The sequence below is a fragment of the Streptomyces sp. NPDC002779 genome (assembly GCF_042888685.1).
Taxonomy (GTDB): domain Bacteria; phylum Actinomycetota; class Actinomycetes; order Streptomycetales; family Streptomycetaceae; genus Streptomyces.
Window position 1 is genome coordinate 78,445 of the sequence record NZ_JBIAQC010000016.1, and the last position, 16,940, is coordinate 95,384.

Sequence of the window (16,940 nt, forward strand, 5' to 3'; positions counted from 1 at the left end):
TTCCTTTGCGTGAGATGTACGGGGGGTGCGGCAGCGGCTCAGAGGTGGGCGTAGACGTCGTCGAGGGAGATCCCGCGCGCGACCATCATCACCTGGACGTGGTACAGCAGCTGCGAGATCTCCTCGGCGGCCGCGTCCTTGCCCTCGTACTCGGCGGCCATCCACACCTCGGCGGCCTCTTCGACGACCTTCTTGCCGATGGCGTGGACACCCTTTTCGACCAGTTCCGCGGTGCGGGACGTGGCGGGATCGCCGTTGGCGGCCTTGTGCTGGAGCTCGGTGAAGAGCTCCTCGAACGTCTTCTTGGACATGGTGACGCTCAGCCTATGCCACGCACCCGGTTCGTCAGCGCCAGGGTTCGGATACTGAACGCAGCGTGGCCGCGGTCGCGACCGCCGCGGTCACCGCCTCGTGCCCCTTGTCCTCGCTGGAGCCGGTCAGCCCGGCCCGGTCCAGGGCCTGCTCCTCGGTGTCGCAGGTGAGGACGCCGAAGCCGATGGGGACGCCGGTCTCCACGGAGACCTGGGTGAGGCCCTGGGTGACGCCCTGGCAGACGTACTCGAAGTGCGGGGTGCCGCCCCGGATGACGACGCCGAGCGCGACGACGGCGTCGTAGCCGCGGCCCGCGAGGACCTTGGCGACGACCGGGAGCTCCCAGCTGCCGGGGACCCTGAGCAGGGTCGGCTCGTCGATGCCGAGGTCGTGCAGGGCGCGCAGGGCGCCGTCCACCAGGCCGTCCATCACCTTCTCGTGCCACTGCGCCGCGATGACGGCGACCCGCAGATCGCCCACGCCCTGTACGGACAGTTCCGGTGCACCCTTGCCGCTCACGTCTCTCCTCGGTGTCCCTTGCTTACTGGTTGCCGCACGCGGAGACGGGGGCCGCCTCCAGCCAGGGCAGGTCGTGTCCCATCCGGTCCCGCTTGGTGCGCAGGTACCGGAGGTTGTGCTCGCCCGCGGTGACGGGCATCGGCTCCCGGTCGGTGACCTTGATGCCGTGCCGGACGAGCGCGTCGGTCTTGTCGGGATTGTTGGTCATCAGGCGGACGCTGCGCACGCCCAGGTCAGCCAGGATCTGAGCCCCGGCCGCGTAGTCCCGCGCGTCGGCGGGCAGCCCGAGTTCCAGGTTGGCGTCCAGGGTGTCGCGGCCGCGCTCCTGGAGCTCGTAGGCGCGCAGCTTGGACAGCAGGCCGATGCCGCGTCCCTCGTGGCCGCGCAGGTAGACCACGACGCCCCGGCCCTCGCTCTGGATGCGGTCCATGGCCGCGTCCAACTGGGGGCCGCAGTCGCAGCGCAGGGAGCCGAAGACATCGCCGGTGAGGCACTCGGAGTGGACGCGGACCACCACGTCCTCGCCGTCGCCGATCGCGCCGTGCACCAGGGCGACGTGCTCGACGCCGTCGACGGTGGAGCGGTAGCCGTACGCCGTGAAGGTGCCGTGCGAGGTCGGCAGGTGGACCTCGGCCTCGCGGCGGACGGTGGGCTCGGCGGAGCGGCGGTAGGCGATCAGGTCCTCGATGGAGATGATCGTCAGGCCGTGCTTGCGGGCGAAGGGGATCAGCTCGGGCAGGCGGAGCATCCGGCCGTCCTCGCCGGCGATCTCGACGATGGCGCCGGCCGGGCGCAGACCGGCGAGGCGGGCCAGGTCGACGGCGGCCTCGGTGTGGCCGTTGCGGGCCAGGACGCCGCCGGGCTTGGCACGCAGCGGGAAGACATGGCCGGGCCGCACGAAGTCGTCGGCTGCCGCCTCACCGCTCGCGAGCAGCTGGAGCGTGGTGGCGCGGTCCGCGGCCGAGATGCCGGTGGTCACCCCGTGGGCGCCCGAGGCGTCCACGGAGACGGTGAACGCGGTCTTCATGGACTCGGTGTTGTTCTCGACCATCTGGGGGATGCGCAGCCGGTCCAGCTCCTCGCCCTCCATGGGGGCGCAGACCAGACCGCGGCACTCGCTCATCATGAACGCGACGATCTCGGGGGTCGCCTTCTCGGCGGCGATGACGAGGTCGCCCTCGTTCTCCCGGTCCTCGTCGTCGACGACCACGACCGGGCGGCCGGCCGCGATGTCGGAGATGGCCTGCTCGATGGGGTCGAGCGACCAGCTCTCGATGTTGTCGCTGCTGTACAGGACAGGGACCCTGCTCATGCGGGCGCTCCTTCCAGGACGGGCCGCGTGTCCCTGCGGGAGCGCAGCCACCAGTCGCGCATGCCCCACAGGACGAGTGCGCCGTAGATGACGTAGACGAAGCCGGAGAAGGCGTAGCCGTTCGCGAAGTTCAGCGGGACGCCGACGAGGTCGACGAGGAGCCAGGCGAACCAGAACTCGACCATGCCGCGGGCCTGGGCGTACATCGCGACGATGGTGCCGACGAAGATGTAGGCGTCCGGCCAAGGGTCCCAGGACAGGCTCGGGTACGCCTTGAAGAGCAGGGCCACCCCGACGGTGCCGGCGGCGGCCGCGGCGGCCATCACGGCGCGCTCGGTCCAGGTGGCGAAGCGGACGGCGACCTTGCCGTCCGCGGCCCGGGCGGTGCCGCGGTTCCACTGCCACCAGCCGTACAGCGCGACGGCCATGACGACGACCTGCTTGCCGGCGCTGCCGGTCAGATGGCCGTAGAAGGCGCCGAAGAGGACGAGGCCGGAGAGGAACTGCACCGGCCAGGTCCACAGGGAGCGCCGGAAGCCGAGGGCGAGGGTGATCAGGCCCAGGATGTTGCCGACCATGTCCGACCAGATGATGTGCTGGCCGAACAGGACGAACGCCTCGGAGTTCAGCCAGTTCACTTGGCCGCTCCGAGGAGGCTCTCGACGTACTTGGCGATGACGTCGACCTCGAGGTTGACCGGGTCGCCGGGCTGCTTGTGGCCGAGCGTGGTCAGGGCGAGGGTGGTGGGGATGAGGCTGACGGTGAAGTGGTCGGGGCCCGCGTCGACGACGGTGAGGCTGATGCCGTCGACGGTGATCGAGCCCTTCTCCACGACGTACCGGGCGAGGTCACCGGGGAGCGAGATCTTGATGATCTCCCAGTGCTCGGACGGCTTGCGCTCCAGCACTTCGCCGGTGCCGTCGACATGGCCCTGCACGATGTGCCCGCCGAGCCGGGCGCCGACCGCGGTGGGGCGCTCCAGGTTGACGCGGGAGCCGACGCCGAGGGCGCCCAGGCTGGAGCGGTTCAGGGTCTCGGCCATCACGTCGGCGGTGAACTCGTCGCCCTCGTGGTCCACGACCGTGAGGCAGACGCCGTTGACCGCGATGGAGTCCCCGTGCTGGGCGCCGTCGGTGACGACGGGGCCGCGCAGCCGGAAGCGACAGGCGTCGCCGAGGTTCTCGACGGCGGTGATCTCGCCCAGCTCTTCGACGATTCCGGTGAACACGTCCCGGGTCCTCCTGCCACATCGGGGCACGGACTCCGGGGGCTGTCGCGGAACGACAGAGACCGCGGACGACGACACCGGGAGCGACGCCGGAAAAAACCCGTCCGCAAAGGACGAGCTCAGATCGGCGGCGCGCACGAATGCCCGCCCGCCGCGCACTGCCTCCCATCCGGACTTTAACCGTCGGTCCAGGAATTTCACCTGGTCAACCGGTCGCTGGAGGCGACCGGGTCGCGGACTGTAACCGCCGGTTCGGACTTTCACCGACCCCGGAGTGCGCTGCTACTGGTACAGGGCCAGTCTGCCACGCCGCGACGACGTCCATGCGGGTGACGGTTGTGGGGTGGCTCACAGGCGGCCCGGCCGGACGTCTCCTCGACCCTAATTGGTCCATACCTATTGACGCATTGGTCTAGTCCTCCCTAGGGTCTGCGCAACTTCCGTGGAGAGGAACCGACTTGCTGTCACGCAACCGAGCGAGACCCGCCCTGTTCGCCGCGGCGGCCACGGTCGCCGGCCTGGTGCTCGCCGGGCTCCCGGCCACCGCCTCGCACGCCGCCGACCAGGAGTCCTGCCGCCCCGACGGCCTCTACAAGACGCCCGGCGTCGACGTCCCCTACTGCTCGGTCTACGACGCCGAGGGCCGGGAGAAGATGGGCGCCGACCACCAGCGCCGGGTGATCGGCTACTTCACCGGCTGGCGCACCGGCAAGGACGGCACCCCCGCCTACCTCGCCCCGGACATCCCGTGGGACAAGGTCACCCACCTCAACTACGCGTTCGCGCACGTCGACGGCGCCAACAAGCTCTCGGTCGGCGCGGACGGCGCGACCAACCCGGCGACCGGGATGACCTGGCCGGGGGTGAGCGGGGCGGAGATGGACCCCGGTTTCTCCTACAAGGGCCACTTCAACCTGCTGAACAAGTTCAAGAAGCAGCACCCGAACGTCAAGACGCTGATCTCGGTGGGCGGCTGGGCCGAGACCGGCGGCTACTTCGCGGCCGACGGCACGCGGGTGAACTCGGGCGGCTTCTACTCGATGGCCACCAACGCCGACGGCTCGGTCAACCAGGCGGGCATCGACACCTTCGCGACGTCCGCCGTCGACTTCATCAGGAAGTACGGCTTCAACGGCGTCGACATCGACTACGAGTACCCGACGACCATGAAGGACGCGGGCAACCCGCTCGACTGGTCCCTCGCCAACGCCCGCAGGGCCGGTCTGGTCAAGGGCTACGCGGTCCTGATGAAGACCCTGCGCGAGAAGCTCGACCGGGCGGGCGCGGCGGACGGCAAGCACTATCTGCTCTCGGTCGCGGCCCCCTCCTCCGGCTACCTGCTGCGCGGCATGGAGACCTTCCAGGTCCAGAAGTACCTGGACTACGTCAACATCATGTCGTACGACCTGCACGGCGCCTGGAACGAGTACGTCGGCCCGAACGCCTCGCTCTTCGACGACGGCAAGGACGGCGAACTGGCCGCGGCGGGCGTGTACTCGGCCTCCCAGTACGGCGGAATCGGCTATCTGAACACCGACTGGGCGTACCACTACTTCCGCGGTTCGATGCCGGCCGGACGCATCAACATCGGGCTCCCCTACTACACCCGGGGGTTCAAGAACGTCACCGGCGGGACCGACGGACTGTGGGGCAGGGCTCCGTCCACGAACTGCCCCGCCGGGTCCGGGCTGACCAAGTGCGGTGACGGGGCCACCGGGATCGACAACCTCTGGCACGACCTCGACACCAACGGCAAGGAGTCACCCGCGGGTTCGAACCCGATGTGGCACGCCAAGAACCTGGAGAAGGGCGTCGTCGGCGACTACGTCACCAAGTACGGCTTCCCCGCCGACACGAAGCTGACCGGCACGTACGCCCGCAAGTACGACTCCACGCTGGTCGCGCCGTGGCTGTGGAACGCCGAGAAGAAGGTGTTCCTGTCCACCGAGGACGAGCAGTCGGTGAACGCCAAGGCCGACTACGTCGTCCGCAACGGCATCGGCGGCACGATGGTGTGGGAGCTGGCCGGGGACTACCGCTGGAACGCGGCGAAGGGCCAGTACGAGCCGGGGTCGACGCTGACGACCGCGATGTACGAGAAGTTCAAGTCCGCTTCCCCGTACGGCGCGCGGGTCTCGAACAAGGCGCTGCCCACGAAGGCCGTCGACATCGGCGTGGAGTTCGGGGAGTTCAAGCTCGGTGACTCCAACTACCCGATCACGCCCAAGCTGAAGATCACCAACCGCACCAAGTCGACGCTGCCGGGCGGTACGGAGTTCCAGTTCGACTACGCGACCGCCGCTCCGGCCAACGCCTCCGACCAGTCGGGCTTCGGCACGAAGGTGATCAGCAGCGACCACACCGGCTCCAACGTGGGCGGGCTGAAGGGCGACTTCCACCGGGTCTCGCTGAAGCTGCCGAGCTGGCAGTCGGTGGCGCCGGGCGCGTCGGTGGAGCTGTCGTTCAACTACTACCTGCCGGTGTCCACGCCGTGGAACTGGACGGTGAACATCAACGGGACGACGTACGCCCTCGCCGGCGACCTGGCCCGCGGCACCACGCTGGTGGAACCGGGATCGGGCACCGGGCCCGCCCCGGACCCGACGAACCCGACTCCCACGCCGACCCCGACGCCCGGTGCCTGCACCGCGCCCGGCTGGAACTCCGCCACGGAGTACGGCGGCGGTAGTCAGGTCGCGCACAAGGGGCACTCGTGGAAGGCGAAGTGGTGGACGAAGGGCGAGGAGCCCGGAACCACCGGTGAATGGGGTGTGTGGCAGGACCTCGGCGCCTGCTGAGCCCCGCGCTCGGACCGGCCCGGCGGCGGTGACGACGGCCCTTGCCCGCCGCCGGGCCTTCAACCTCCTGCTCTGGCAGGATGCCGGACATGACAACGATCCTGGTGACCGGCGGTACCGGAACCCTCGGCCGGCTCGTCGCGGAGCGACTGCTCGCGGACGGGCACGAGGTGCGGGTGCTCAGCAGGCACGCTCAGCCGTACGCCGTGGACCTGCGCAAGGGCGGGCCCGTGCTCGACGCGGCCGTGTCGGGCGTGGACGCGATCGTGCACTGCGCGAGCACGCCGGGCGGTGGGGACGACAAGGCGGCGGCGCAGCTGATCGCGGCGGCGCGCAGGGCCGGGGTGGGACACCTCGCCTACATCTCGATCGTCGGGGTCGACCGGGTGCCGTTCGGCTACTACCGGAGCAAGCTCGCGGTGGAGAAGCTGATCGAGGAGTCGGGCCTCGGCTGGACGATCCTGCGGGCCACCCAGTTCCACGACTTGCTGACGCGGGTGTTCGAGATCCTGGCCAAGCCTCCGGTGATGCTGGTGCCGGCCGGGGTGCGGGACCAGCCGGTCGACGTGGCCGAGGTCGCGGACCGTCTGGTGGAACTGGCACTGGCCGCTCCCGCGGGCCGGGTCCCGGACATGGCGGGCCCGGAGGTACGGCCGTTCGACTCCCTGGCCCGCGCCTATCTGAAGGCCACGGGCCGAAAGCGCCGGGTGGTGAACGTCCCCCTGGCGGGCAAGGCGTACCGGGCCTTCAAGGCGGGCGGGCATCTGGCACCGGAGCGGGCGGTGGGGACGGGGACCTTCGAGGAGTATCTGGCGGTGCGCTTCGGGCGCTGAGGGGTTCCGAGCCGATGAGCGGATCTGAGCCGTTGAGCCGCTGCGCGCGAGCCGCTGAGTCGCTGAGTCGCTGAGTCGATTTAACGGGCCGGTGGAGCGAACAGCTCCTCCTGGGCCCGGTCCCGTGCCGTCAGCAGCGCGCCCCTCAGCACCGCCGCCCCGCCCAGGGTGCTCGCCCGCACCTCCGTGGGCAGCGGCGACATGCGCACCAGGCGGTCCTGGACCCGGGCGGCCAGCTCCGCCCCGCCCGCCCGGCCGATCTCGCCCCCCAGGACCACGCAGCCGGGGTCCAGGACCGAGATGACCGCCGCGGCGCCGAGGGCCAGGCGGTCGGCGAGGATGTCCAGGAAGCCTGCGTGCGCAGCCGGGTCCGCGGCCTGGACCGCCGTGCGGACCAGCGTCGCCGCATGCGGTTCGCCCGCTCTCTCCGGCGCCGTCACTCCGTGCCGCGCCGCCAGTTCCGCGATCGAGGCCGCCCCCGCCAGCGAGTGGAAGCCGCCGTCGCAGTCCGTCGCGGACGGCAGGCCCGTGGTGCCCGGCACCGGCAGGAAGCCGATCTCGCCCGTACCGCCCGAGGCGCCCCGGCGCAGCACGCCGTCCAGCACCACGGCGGCGCCGACGCCCATGCCGAGCCAGAGCAGGACGAAGGTGTCGCGGTCCGCCGCGGCGCCGTCCCGTTGCTCGGCCAGCGCCGCCATGTTCGTCTCGTTCTCGACACTGACCCGCGCCTCGGGCAGCCGCTCCTGAAGCGCCGCCACCAGACGCCGGTGCCACTCCGGCAGCCCTGTGGTGCGGCGCAGTTCACCCGTCGCCGGGTCGATCAGGCCCGGGGTGCCGATGCCCACCGTGTGCGGCCGGTCCACGCCGGCCTCCTTCACCGCCCGCTCCACCAGGGCCACCGCCTGCTCGACCGCGGGGCCCGTGCCGACGCCGCCGTCGATCGGCGCCGACGCCTCCGCCAGCACCACGCCGACCAGGTCGGACACGGCCACCGCGACGCCCTCGGTGCGCACGTCGAGGGCCGCGAGATGGGCCCGGGCGGCGACGATGCCGTACACCTTGGCGTTGGGGCCGCGGCGCTGCTCCCCCGACTCCCCCACGACCTCGATCAGTCCGGCCGCGATGAGGCGGTCGACGAGGTCGGCGACGCTCGGCCGGGACAGTCCGGTCAGCTCTTTCAGCCGCCCCGCCGTCAGGGGGCCCTCCTGCTGGAGCAGGCGCAGGGCGAGCCGGTCGTTGATGGCCCGGGCGGTGCTGGGGGATGCGGACATGCCGGGATCCTTCCAGATCGGCGGGGCCGTGCGGGGCGCGGCCATGTAATCCCCTATCTATCAGGCAGGCTTCCTGATAGTTTACGGCATCGGCAGCCACAGGGAGGGGCCTGAGCATGAGTGACGGGGTCTACGACGGACGCGAGGTGAAGCGGGCGCGCTATGCCGTGGCCGCGGTCTTCACCGTGCACGGAGCCGTGGCCGGGTCGTTCGCGACCCGGGTGCCGTGGATCCAGGACCACGCGTCGGTGAGCGCGGGCCAGTTGGGGCTGGCCCTGGCCTTCCCCGCGCTGGGTGCCTCGGTGGCGATGCCGCTCGCCGGCAGCATCACCCACCGCTTCGGCGCCCGCGCCGCCCTGCGCGCGCTGATGGCGCTGTGGACGCTCGCCCTGGTGCTGCCGTCCCTCGCCCCGAACCTGCTCACCCTCTGCCTCGCCCTGTTCGTCTTCGGCGCCACGGCGGGCATGGCCGACGTGGCGATGAACGCGCTCGGCGTCGAGGTGGAGAACCGCCTGGGCCGGTCGATCATGTCCGGGCTGCACGGCATGTGGAGCGCGGGCGCGGTCCTCGGCTCGCTCGGCGGCACGCTCGCCGCGCACCTCGGCACGGACGCCCGGGTGCACCACGCGCTGGCGGCGGCAGTCCTGACCGTCTCCGGAATAGTCGCGTGCACCTGGGTGCTCGACCTCCAGCCCGCCCAGGACGAGGAACCGCCGCCCCGGTTCGCGCTGCCGCCGCGCTCGGCGCTGCTCATCGGCGCGGTCGGGTTCTGCGCGGTGTTCGCGGAAGGGGCGAGCCTGGACTGGTCGGCCGTCTACCTCCGCGACGAGCTGGGCAGTTCGGCCGGGCTCGCCGCCGCGTGCACCACGGGGTTCACGCTCACCATGGCCATCGCCCGGATCGCGGGCGACAAGGTGGTGGACCGGTACGGCGCCGTGCGCACCGTCCGCTCCGGCGGTGTCCTCGCCACCTTCGGCGGTCTGCTGATCGTCCTGGCGGACCATCCCGCCATGGCGATGACCGGGTTCGCGCTGATGGGGCTCGGCATCGCGGTGGTCGTGCCGCTGTGCTTCGCGGCGGCCGGCCGCAGCGGCCCCAACCCCAGTCAGGCCATCGCGGGCGTCGCGACCATCACGTACACCTCCGGTCTGGTCGCGCCCAGCGCGATCGGGGGGCTGGCCCAGCTGACCAGTCTGGTGGTGTCGTTCGCCCTGGTGACGCTGTTGTCGACCGGCCTCGTCGGCTTCGCGGGCGTCCTGCGCACCGCGGAGCGCAAGTCCACCCGGATCAGCCACCCGGACGCGGCCGTGCCCGACCCCCGGCCCTGAAAGCAACTGGCTGCGCGTCAGTGGACGCAGAGCACCAGCGGCGGGAGGAAGTAGAACGACTGGCCGGGCCAGGTGGCGCGCCGGGAGTCGCCGCCCGGAACCAGCAGGTAGGTGCAGCCGCCCTCGACGATCAGAGGGCCGCCGCAGACCGCGGTGTCACCGGTGGGGGCCCCGATCGCGTAGGAACCCACAGGGGAGCCGGTGTAGCCGAAGTTCGTCTGGACCGTGGCGGACCCCTTGTTCGTGTAGTCGAGGGTCACGTACACCGTGTCACCCACCGAGGCGCTGGCGGGTGTGACGCTGAGTCCGAAGGTGCCGGTCGGATCCTGCACCGTCGCGGTGTTGGCGGGATCGGCCTGGACGGGAGCCGCACCCACGGTGAGGCCGAGCAGCAGAGCCGCCGCCAGCACACCGAGGAGAGCGCGAAGACGAGTGAACATGCGGAGTTCCCTTTGCGTGGTGCAGAACCGGAATCGACCGCGGCGCACTCTCATCCGAGGGCGCCGGGTGTCGGGTGCCGCTAGTGGATGAGTCAGGGTCGAGCCGGATAGCGCGAGCGCACGAAGGGGGCGCGCACCGGCTGCGTTCACCACCCCGGCCATGGCGCTGCCATCGGGGCACAGGCGGGGATAGTGGTGTACTTGCCTGGTGGAACCAAAGGGGCAAACCGGAGCAGACGGTCACTGTGGGGCTTCATACCGCGCGGGCTGCGCGACCAGTTCTGGGTATCTGACGGCGTCGCGGGTCTGGCATGGCGCTCTGGCCGCGGTGATCATTGCGGCGCTGGTGACTCAGATCGTTCTCCTGGTCCTGGGGGGAGCGGACGCCAACTCGGGCCGGGTCGACCCACAGTCCAGTGTCGCCTCGCGTCTGGTGCGGGTCTTCTCCTTCTTCACGGTGGACTCGAATGTGCTGGTCGCGATGGCCTGCGTGGGACTCGCACTCGGTCCGGACCGGGACGGGCGGGTATGGCGGGCGCTGCGACTGACCTCACTGCTCGCCATCCTGATCACAGGGCTCGTGTTCGTGACCGTGCTGGCGTCCAAGGTGCACCTGTCGGGTGCCGCGCTGTGGTGCACGATCGCATTCCATTACGTGGCACCACCGGCCACGTTCCTGGGCTGGCTGGTGTTCGGCCCACGGGGGCAGACGGACCGGCGCACACTCGCGTGGTCGTTCGCCTGGCCGCTGGGGTGGATCGGATACACCCTGGTGCGCGGCGCGACGACGGGCTGGTACCCGTACCCGTTCCTCGACGTCGGTGCCCTCGGTTACCCGGTGGCGTTGCGGAACGTCGCCGTGGTGCTGACGATCGGCGCGGTGCTCGCACTGGCCCTGCGGTGGATCGACCGCCTCCTCGCTCGTTCGCCCGGCCCACCTGAAGAGCTGGACGAGGGCACGTCCTCCTACGACGAGGCCAAGTCGTAGGCGTACGAGGCGCTGAACGTCCCCGGCGTCCCCTTGCAGCCGTCGGACTCCCCCGGCAGCTTGACCCACAGGTAGGCGTCGATCCGTGCCTCTCCCGTGCTCAGGGTGGGCGCCCGGCCGATCCTCCGTCCCGCCGGGTCGCACCACTCGCCGTCGGCCGGGGCACCGTTGCCGTTGCGGCTGGTGTCGATCACGGCGCCGAGCGAGGCGGGGCCGCCTAGGGCGTCGAGGACCTGTCGGTCGTAGGCGCTCTCGTCGGCCGTGGTGTGGAAGTTGGAGACGTTGCTGAAGATGCCGTCGGAGGAGGCGGGTGAGGCGGCTCCGGCCTGCTTCAGCCAGCCCGCCTGCTTGGCGGGGGCGTGCCAGCCGGAGTGGCCGGCGTCGTAGTAGACGCGTGCTCTCGGGTTGGCCTCCTTCAGGACGCGCCCCGCACGGGCCAGCGAGGCGAAGCGGTCGGCTCGCTGGCCGCCCGAGAGGCATTCGGCCTGGGCGACGGAGTCGGGTTCCAGGACGACGATGACATCGCCGGAGCCGAGGCCCGCGGCGAAGCGGTCGATCCAGTCGTCGTAGGCGTCGAGGTCGGGCGCCCCGCCCTGGCTGGCCCCTCCGCAGTCGCGGTCCGGTATCGCGTACGCCACCACGACCGGCACCCGGCCGAGGGCGGCGCCGCCGGAGGTGACCGCGCGGACCCGGGCGGTGATGGTGTCCGGGGTGAAGTCGGCGAACCACACCGCGGCCGGCTGGGCGGCGATCCGGGACTGTATGACGCCGTGCCGCGGATCGCCGGTGTTCTCCCGTACCCAGTCCAGCACTTGGGACTCGGGGTGCCGGTACAGCCGGGTGGACACGGCGGCCGTGCGCCGCTCGGGCTCGGTCCTCGTGGGCGAGGGCGTGGGGCTCGCCGCCCGCTTCTTCTTCGCCTTCTCCGTCGGCGAGGGTGTGGCGGAGGGCGACGCGCTGGGCGACGCGGACACCGGCGGCCGCACGGGCAGCGACTGCAGGCGCGGCGAGTGCGTCACCTCGGGGCGGGCCTCGTCGGAGCCGCCCTCCTCCTCCAGCGCCGAGATCATCCCGGCCGCGGTAGCGATGGCGACCACGACGGAGGCCGCCACGACCATGGCGCCCCGCCGTGCGGACCGTCGCCGCACCGACCTGCGCGCGGCCTGACGCCGGGCACGTTGCCCTGCCACTGCTCACTCCCCCCGTGGCGGGCGCGTTCCCCCGTTCTGGGGAAGGATCGGCCCGCCGACCCTCCCGTCACCCTAAAGCTGCGACTCTGCCCCCATGGCGCAATGCGAACAACTCACCACCCCCGTAGACGCGGTCGTCTCGCGGATGCGCGCCCTGGACGCGGCCCTGCCCGCCCGGGACGGCGTGGCCGTCTTCAACCGTGTCTACCTGGCGGTGACCGAGGCGGTGGACCGGCGGATCGACGCGGGCCACTTCGCGGATCCGGGGGCCGCGATCACGCTGGACGTGCGGTTCGCGGAGCGCTATCTCGCGGCGGTCGGCACGGTCGCCGACGAGCGCCGCCCGCCCGCCTGCTGGCGGCCGCTGTTCCAGTTCCGCCGCCATCCCGGCGTACGACCGCTGCAGTTCGCGCTGGCGGGCATCAATGCGCACATCGGCCACGATCTTGCGCTCGCCGTCGTGGACGCCTGTCGTACCCTCGGCTGCGAACCCACCGATCTGGAGGACGAGTTCGATCGGGTGGGCGATCTCCTCGTCTCGCTGGAGGAGCGCATCCGCGAGGATCTGATGCCGGGCCCGGACCTGCTCCAGATCGCTGATCCGCTCACGCATCTGCTCGGCTCGTGGAGCCTGGAGCGGGCCCGGGACGCCACCTGGTCGGCGGCCCGGGCGCTGTGGGCGCTGCGCCGACTCCCCGAGCTGGCCGGGGAGTTCACCGAGCGGCTGGACGCGGCGGTGGGGTTCGCGGGCCGCATGCTGCTCACCCCCCTGCCGGACTGACCCCGGGCGGTCAGTCCTCCGGCAGGTCAGTCCTCCGGCAGCTCCACCGGGGCGATCTCGTCGTACACGTCGCCGGGCCCGGGGTTGGTGGCGTCGGTCTCGCCGCCGAAGTGGTGCATGACGCCCCACACCGCGTTCAGCGCGGTCTGGATCGCTCCCTCGGCCCAGCCGGCCGTCCAGGAGATGTCGTCACCGGCGAGGAAGATGCCCCGCTTGTCCTCGGGCAGCCGGTCCTGCATGAAGTGCGTGAACAGGCGCCGCTGGTAGCGGTAGTGGCCGGGCAGGTTGGCCTTGAACGCGCCCATGAAGTAGGGCTCGTTCTCCCAGGACACGGTCACCGGGTTGCCGATGATGTGCTTGCGGATGTCGACCTTGGGGTAGATCTCGCCGAGCGACTTCAGCATGACCTCCATCCGCTCGTTCGCGGACAGCGGCAGCCACTTCAGGCTGTCGTCGCACCAGGTGTAGGAGAGGCAGATGACGGCCGGCTTGTCCGGGCCGTCGTCGAGCAGGTACGTCCCGCGCGTCATCCGGTCGGTGAGCGTCATCGACATGACGTCCCGGCCCGTCTCCTCGTCCTTGTCCAGCCAGAACGGCCGGTCCACAGGCACGAACAGCTTGGAGCTCTCCATGTAGTGGGTGCGCTCGATGGCGGTCCAGTGGTCGATCGGGAAGAGCGAGTCGTCGCAGGCGATCTTGGAGAGCAGCATCCAGGACTGCGCGGTGAAGATCGCGGCCTGGTAGGTGCGGATGTCGCCGTTGGCGTCGGTCACCGTGATCCGGTTGCCCGCGGTGCGGTTGAGGCGGGTCACCGCCGGGCGGGGCGCGCCGTTGTCGTGCAGGCTCGCCAGCGAGGTGCCGTAGGGCCAGTGCACGATCTTCTCCGGCTCGCGCTCCCACAGGCGCAGGGGCAGCTGCTGGGAGCCGCCGACGATGCCGCGGTGGTGGTCGTCGGCCTCGGTGTAGACGACGCGCAGGATCTCCAGGATGGAGTTGGGGAAGTCGGTGTCCCAGCCGCCGGTGCCGAAGCCGACCTGGCCGAAGATCTCGCGGTGCCGGAAGGACTTGAAGGCCTCCGACTCGCAGAGGAAGCCGTAGAAGGTCTGGTTGTCGAGCTTCTCGACGAGCTGCGCCCAGATCTCGCGGATGCGCGGGACGTCCCGCTCGCGCATCGCGCGGTTCATGTCGGAGAAGTCGGCGCCCTCTTCGAGGCACTTGTTCCAGGCCGCGGCGACGTCCCGGTACACCTGGGGCAGGTCGTCGACGGTCTCGGCGTAGTGCGACTCGCCCTTGAGGTCGACCACCGTCGAAGGGGTGGACTCGGCCAGGGGGTTGGGGAAGGGCCGGGTCTCCAGGCCCACCAGGTCGATGTAGTGCTGGAGGGCGGTGGAGGAGGGCGGGAAGCGCATCGCGCCCATCTCGGCCGTGAGGCCTTCCGTGCCCGGGCCGTCGAAGCCGACGGTGCGCAGCCGGCCACCGATCTGGTCGGCCTCGTAGACGACGGGCTTCAGACCCATCTTCATCAGCTCGTAGGCGGCCACGATGCCGGACAGACCGCCGCCGATCACCGCGACCTCGGTGCCGTGCTCGGTCGCGGGTATCTGGCCGAGGCCCGCGGGGTGGGCGAGGAAGTCGTCGTACGCGTACGGGAAGTCCGGCCCGAACATGGTGATCGGCGGCTGCTGCTCGTCGGCGTGCTGGACGGCGGTGGGCACCGTGGACGTCATGGGGTACGGACTCCTTGCGAAAGCTGAGAAAGCTGGGAGGGGGAGGTTCAGACGAGGGACCCGTAGAGGCCGGGGCGGCGGTCCTTCAGGTACGGGTTGGCCTCGCGGGCGGCGGCGAGGAACGCGGGGTCGGTGTCGGCGAACACCAGCTCCTCACCGCGTCCGGCGCGGGCGCGGGCGACGCCGTCGGGACCGGCCAGGGCGGAGAGGCCGATGAACTCGAACTCCCCTTCCTGCCCGGCCCGGTTGACGTAGGCGACGTACATCTGGTTCTCGAAGGCGCGCACCGGGATCATCGACTCGGCGACGAACTGGAAGGGGTGCATCTGCGCCGTGGGCACCAACAGCAGGTCGGTGCCGGCCAGGGCGTGGGCGCGCACGTTCTCCGGGAACTCGACGTCGTAGCAGATCAGGATGCCGACGCGCAGGCCGTTGAGCTCCGCCTGCACCACCTGCCGCTCCCCCGGCGTGAAGTGGTCGCGCTCGAAGCAGCCGAAGAGGTGGGTCTTGCGGTAGTTGGCCTGCCGGGTGCCGTCGGCGGAGATCAGCTGCGCGGAGTTGTACACGGTCTCGCCGTCCCGCTCGGGGTAGCCGTAGGCGAGGGCGAGACCGTGCCGCGAGGCGATCTCCGCGACGGCGTCCGCGCTGTCCCCGTCGGCGGGCTCGGCGAGCCGCGCGATGTCCTCGCCGATCGCGTACCCGGTCAGGAACATCTCCGGCGCGATGAGCAGCCCGGCGCCCGCCGCGGCGGCACGGCCCGCGGCCTCGTCGAGCACCTTGAGGTTCTCGACGACCGAGCCGGGACGGCCGGAGCTCTGGAGCAGGGCGGTGCGCATGCGTGATCCTCACCGGGCGGAAGGGGGTTCAAGGGGTCCCCTAGACGGTACGGTCGCCGCGCTCGGCCGGACAAGCAGGAGCCGTTGCGCGCTCGTGAGCGGAACGTTGCGTGCTCCGGGCCGGGCGCGGCGATTCGTTGCGCGGCCTCCGGTCAGCGCCGGGCCTTGGCGGCCGCCCCTCGGATCAGCGCCCCCACCAGGTACGGCAGCGCGAACAGGGCGAACACCGTGCCGTGGGAGGCGTGGTCACCGGCCGCCGCGTAGGCGCCGTACACCAGGACCGTCAGCAGTTCCGTGCCCAGGCCCGCGACGGACGTGAGGGTGGCTCGGCCGCCCTCCTCGATGCGGTGCTGGAGGCGGGCGTCGGCGAGGACGGTCGCCAGCTGGAAGCCCGCGAAGGCCACGGCGATCAGCGCGAGGCCGGCCGGGGTGCGGGTGAGCGCGCCGAGCGCCAGGGCCAGGGCGGAGGCCGCGATCAACCAGGTGAAGCCGGTCGTGCCGAGCCGTTCGGCGGGGCCCGCCAGCAGGCTGACGGCGGTGACCGCGGCCCAGATCAGCAGCAGGGCGTAGGGCACGAACCCGTCGGGCACGCCGGTCTCGCGGACCAGCAGCGGTGAGTACTCGTCCAGGGCACTCCACACGCAGGCCACGGCCGGGACGAGCAGCAGCGCGCCGCGCAGCGAGCGGTCCCGGCGGGCGGTGGTGAGGCCGGTGCGCAGGGTCGCCGCCCAGCCCTCGCCGTCGCTGGACCGGGCCGGGTCCTCCGGGAACCGGCTCGCCGTCAGCGCGGCCAGCAGACAGACGGCGACGCTGGCCGCGCCCACGGCCTGGTAGCCGCCGAGCGCGAACACCGGACCGGCCGCCGCCATGGCGGCCATGACGCCCAGCAGCCCCGCCGCCCGGGCCCGGCCCATGACGCGCGCGTAGCGGTCGGCGGCGCCGAGCCGGTCCAGTTCGTCGTAGACCAGGGCCTCCAGCGCACCGGAGCCCAGCGCTCCGCTGATGCCCCACAGGACGAAGCCGGCCGCGAAGGCCCAGTACGAGGGGACGAGCACCCACAGGGCGAAGCCGGCCGCGCTGAGCAGCGGGCCCAGCCACAGCAGCGCCCGGCGGGAGACGGCGTCGGCCCAGGCGCCGGAGGGCACCTCCAGGACGACGCCGGTGAGCGACCACAGGGCGAACAGCGAGGAGATCTGCCACAGCGACAGCCCGCTGTCGGCGAAGAGCAGGGCGTACAGCGGGTAGAGCAGGACGAGATCGTCGAGGAACGCGTAACCGTACAGCGTGCGAGTGAGCCGGCGAAGGCTGCCGGTGGCGGGCACGCGCGCGGGTGAGAGTGTCATGAGGCCTTCCCTGAGGGGCGGATCGGACGCGGGG

Annotated in this window: 16 protein-coding genes and 1 riboswitch; of the genes, 5 read left to right on the top strand and 11 right to left on the bottom strand. The window is 71.4% G+C overall.

Annotation, left to right across the window (positions count from 1 at the left end):
• Window positions 1-38: 38 nt before the first annotated feature.
• Genes ACFYW5_RS32210 through ACFYW5_RS32230 form a run of 5 tightly spaced genes read right to left on the bottom strand, consistent with a single transcriptional unit; the run spans window position 39 to window position 3,371 of the window.
• The gene (locus ACFYW5_RS32210) at window positions 39-311 is read right to left on the bottom strand and encodes a phosphoribosyl-ATP diphosphatase (protein WP_186285040.1); all 273 of its coding nucleotides are present in this window, start codon (window positions 309-311) and stop codon (window positions 39-41) included.
• Window positions 312-345: 34 nt separating this feature from the next.
• Window positions 346-831, bottom strand: coding sequence for a 6,7-dimethyl-8-ribityllumazine synthase (gene ribH / locus ACFYW5_RS32215; RefSeq protein ID WP_389420661.1), 486 nt, complete (start codon window positions 829-831; stop codon window positions 346-348).
• 22 nt (window positions 832-853) lie between these two features.
• On the bottom strand, window positions 854-2,143 hold the full coding sequence (locus ACFYW5_RS32220) for a bifunctional 3,4-dihydroxy-2-butanone-4-phosphate synthase/GTP cyclohydrolase II (protein ID WP_389420662.1): 1,290 nt from the start codon (window positions 2,141-2,143) through the stop codon (window positions 854-856).
• Window positions 2,140-2,781: a nicotinamide riboside transporter PnuC gene (locus ACFYW5_RS32225; protein ID WP_389420663.1), complete on the bottom strand. Its 642-nt coding sequence runs from the start codon at window positions 2,779-2,781 to the stop codon at window positions 2,140-2,142. The genes ACFYW5_RS32220 and ACFYW5_RS32225 overlap by 4 nt, the downstream gene beginning before the upstream one ends.
• Window positions 2,778-3,371: a riboflavin synthase gene (locus tag ACFYW5_RS32230; RefSeq protein WP_389420664.1), complete on the bottom strand. Its 594-nt coding sequence runs from the start codon at window positions 3,369-3,371 to the stop codon at window positions 2,778-2,780. Before ACFYW5_RS32230 ends, ACFYW5_RS32225 begins: the two co-directional genes overlap by 4 nt.
• Window positions 3,372-3,522: 151 nt before the next feature.
• A riboswitch (FMN riboswitch) is annotated at window positions 3,523-3,653 on the bottom strand.
• A 176-nt stretch (window positions 3,654-3,829) separates the two neighbouring features.
• On the opposite strand from ACFYW5_RS32230, the gene ACFYW5_RS32235 reads away from it, so the two are divergent.
• A complete protein-coding gene (locus tag ACFYW5_RS32235) occupies window positions 3,830-6,169 on the top strand; it encodes a chitinase C-terminal domain-containing protein (protein ID WP_389420665.1) in 2,340 nt (779 codons plus the stop codon).
• Between the two features lie 89 nt (window positions 6,170-6,258).
• A complete protein-coding gene (locus tag ACFYW5_RS32240; protein WP_389420666.1) occupies window positions 6,259-7,002 on the top strand; it encodes an SDR family oxidoreductase in 744 nt (247 codons plus the stop codon).
• 80 nt (window positions 7,003-7,082) lie between these two features.
• Here the strand turns inward: ACFYW5_RS32240 and ACFYW5_RS32245 are convergent, their stop codons facing one another.
• Window positions 7,083-8,273 carry an ROK family transcriptional regulator gene (locus ACFYW5_RS32245; protein ID WP_389420667.1) on the bottom strand — a complete coding sequence of 397 codons (1,191 nt, stop codon included), beginning with the start codon at window positions 8,271-8,273 and terminating at the stop codon, window positions 7,083-7,085.
• Between the two features lie 116 nt (window positions 8,274-8,389).
• Between ACFYW5_RS32245 and ACFYW5_RS32250 the strand changes: the two genes are divergently transcribed.
• The gene (locus tag ACFYW5_RS32250) at window positions 8,390-9,601 is read left to right on the top strand and encodes an MFS transporter (protein WP_389420668.1); all 1,212 of its coding nucleotides are present in this window, start codon (window positions 8,390-8,392) and stop codon (window positions 9,599-9,601) included.
• A gap of 17 nt (window positions 9,602-9,618) precedes the next feature.
• Here ACFYW5_RS32250 and ACFYW5_RS32255 read toward each other — a convergent pair whose 3' ends face one another.
• The gene (locus ACFYW5_RS32255; protein WP_389420669.1) at window positions 9,619-10,041 is read right to left on the bottom strand and encodes a hypothetical protein; all 423 of its coding nucleotides are present in this window, start codon (window positions 10,039-10,041) and stop codon (window positions 9,619-9,621) included.
• A gap of 346 nt (window positions 10,042-10,387) precedes the next feature.
• Between ACFYW5_RS32255 and ACFYW5_RS32260 the strand changes: the two genes are divergently transcribed.
• Window positions 10,388-11,029, top strand: coding sequence for a Pr6Pr family membrane protein (locus tag ACFYW5_RS32260; RefSeq protein WP_389420670.1), 642 nt, complete (start codon window positions 10,388-10,390; stop codon window positions 11,027-11,029).
• Here the strand turns inward: ACFYW5_RS32260 and ACFYW5_RS32265 are convergent.
• Complete coding sequence (locus tag ACFYW5_RS32265) at window positions 11,008-12,147, bottom strand: glycoside hydrolase family 6 protein (protein WP_389420701.1); 1,140 nt, start codon at window positions 12,145-12,147, stop codon at window positions 11,008-11,010. The genes ACFYW5_RS32260 and ACFYW5_RS32265 overlap by 22 nt on opposite strands.
• A 166-nt stretch (window positions 12,148-12,313) precedes the next feature.
• On the opposite strand from ACFYW5_RS32265, the gene ACFYW5_RS32270 reads away from it, so the two are divergent.
• Entirely contained in the window at window positions 12,314-13,000 is a 687-nt protein-coding gene (locus ACFYW5_RS32270) for a DUF5995 family protein (RefSeq protein ID WP_389420671.1), read from the top strand.
• Between the two features lie 26 nt (window positions 13,001-13,026).
• Here ACFYW5_RS32270 and ACFYW5_RS32275 read toward each other — a convergent pair whose 3' ends face one another.
• From ACFYW5_RS32275 to ACFYW5_RS32285, 3 genes are all read right to left on the bottom strand, one after another.
• Window positions 13,027-14,727 carry a flavin monoamine oxidase family protein gene (locus ACFYW5_RS32275; protein ID WP_389420672.1) on the bottom strand — a complete coding sequence of 567 codons (1,701 nt, stop codon included), beginning with the start codon at window positions 14,725-14,727 and terminating at the stop codon, window positions 13,027-13,029.
• A 47-nt stretch (window positions 14,728-14,774) separates the two neighbouring features.
• Window positions 14,775-15,563, bottom strand: coding sequence for a carbon-nitrogen hydrolase family protein (locus ACFYW5_RS32280; RefSeq protein ID WP_389420673.1), 789 nt, complete (start codon window positions 15,561-15,563; stop codon window positions 14,775-14,777).
• A gap of 152 nt (window positions 15,564-15,715) precedes the next feature.
• The gene (locus ACFYW5_RS32285; protein WP_389420674.1) at window positions 15,716-16,906 is read right to left on the bottom strand and encodes an MFS transporter; all 1,191 of its coding nucleotides are present in this window, start codon (window positions 16,904-16,906) and stop codon (window positions 15,716-15,718) included.
• Window positions 16,907-16,940: the final 34 nt, after the last annotated feature.

Excerpts from the sequence above, each read along its gene's own strand:
- ACFYW5_RS32210 (WP_186285040.1), bottom strand. The coding sequence starts at position 311 with ATGTCCAAGAAGACGTTCGAGGAGCTCTTCACCGAGCTCCAGCACAAG.
- ACFYW5_RS32220 (WP_389420662.1), bottom strand. The coding sequence starts at position 2,143 with ATGAGCAGGGTCCCTGTCCTGTACAGCAGCGACAACATCGAGAGCTGG.
- ACFYW5_RS32240 (WP_389420666.1), top strand. The coding sequence starts at position 6,259 with ATGACAACGATCCTGGTGACCGGCGGTACCGGAACCCTCGGCCGGCTC.
- ACFYW5_RS32245 (WP_389420667.1), bottom strand. The coding sequence starts at position 8,273 with ATGTCCGCATCCCCCAGCACCGCCCGGGCCATCAACGACCGGCTCGCC.
- ACFYW5_RS32250 (WP_389420668.1), top strand. The coding sequence starts at position 8,390 with ATGAGTGACGGGGTCTACGACGGACGCGAGGTGAAGCGGGCGCGCTAT.
- ACFYW5_RS32255 (WP_389420669.1), bottom strand. The coding sequence starts at position 10,041 with ATGTTCACTCGTCTTCGCGCTCTCCTCGGTGTGCTGGCGGCGGCTCTG.
- ACFYW5_RS32265 (WP_389420701.1), bottom strand. The coding sequence starts at position 12,147 with ATGGTCGTGGCGGCCTCCGTCGTGGTCGCCATCGCTACCGCGGCCGGG.
- ACFYW5_RS32270 (WP_389420671.1), top strand. The coding sequence starts at position 12,314 with ATGGCGCAATGCGAACAACTCACCACCCCCGTAGACGCGGTCGTCTCG.
- ACFYW5_RS32275 (WP_389420672.1), bottom strand. The coding sequence starts at position 14,727 with ATGACGTCCACGGTGCCCACCGCCGTCCAGCACGCCGACGAGCAGCAG.
- ACFYW5_RS32280 (WP_389420673.1), bottom strand. The coding sequence starts at position 15,563 with ATGCGCACCGCCCTGCTCCAGAGCTCCGGCCGTCCCGGCTCGGTCGTC.
- ACFYW5_RS32285 (WP_389420674.1), bottom strand. The coding sequence starts at position 16,906 with ATGACACTCTCACCCGCGCGCGTGCCCGCCACCGGCAGCCTTCGCCGG.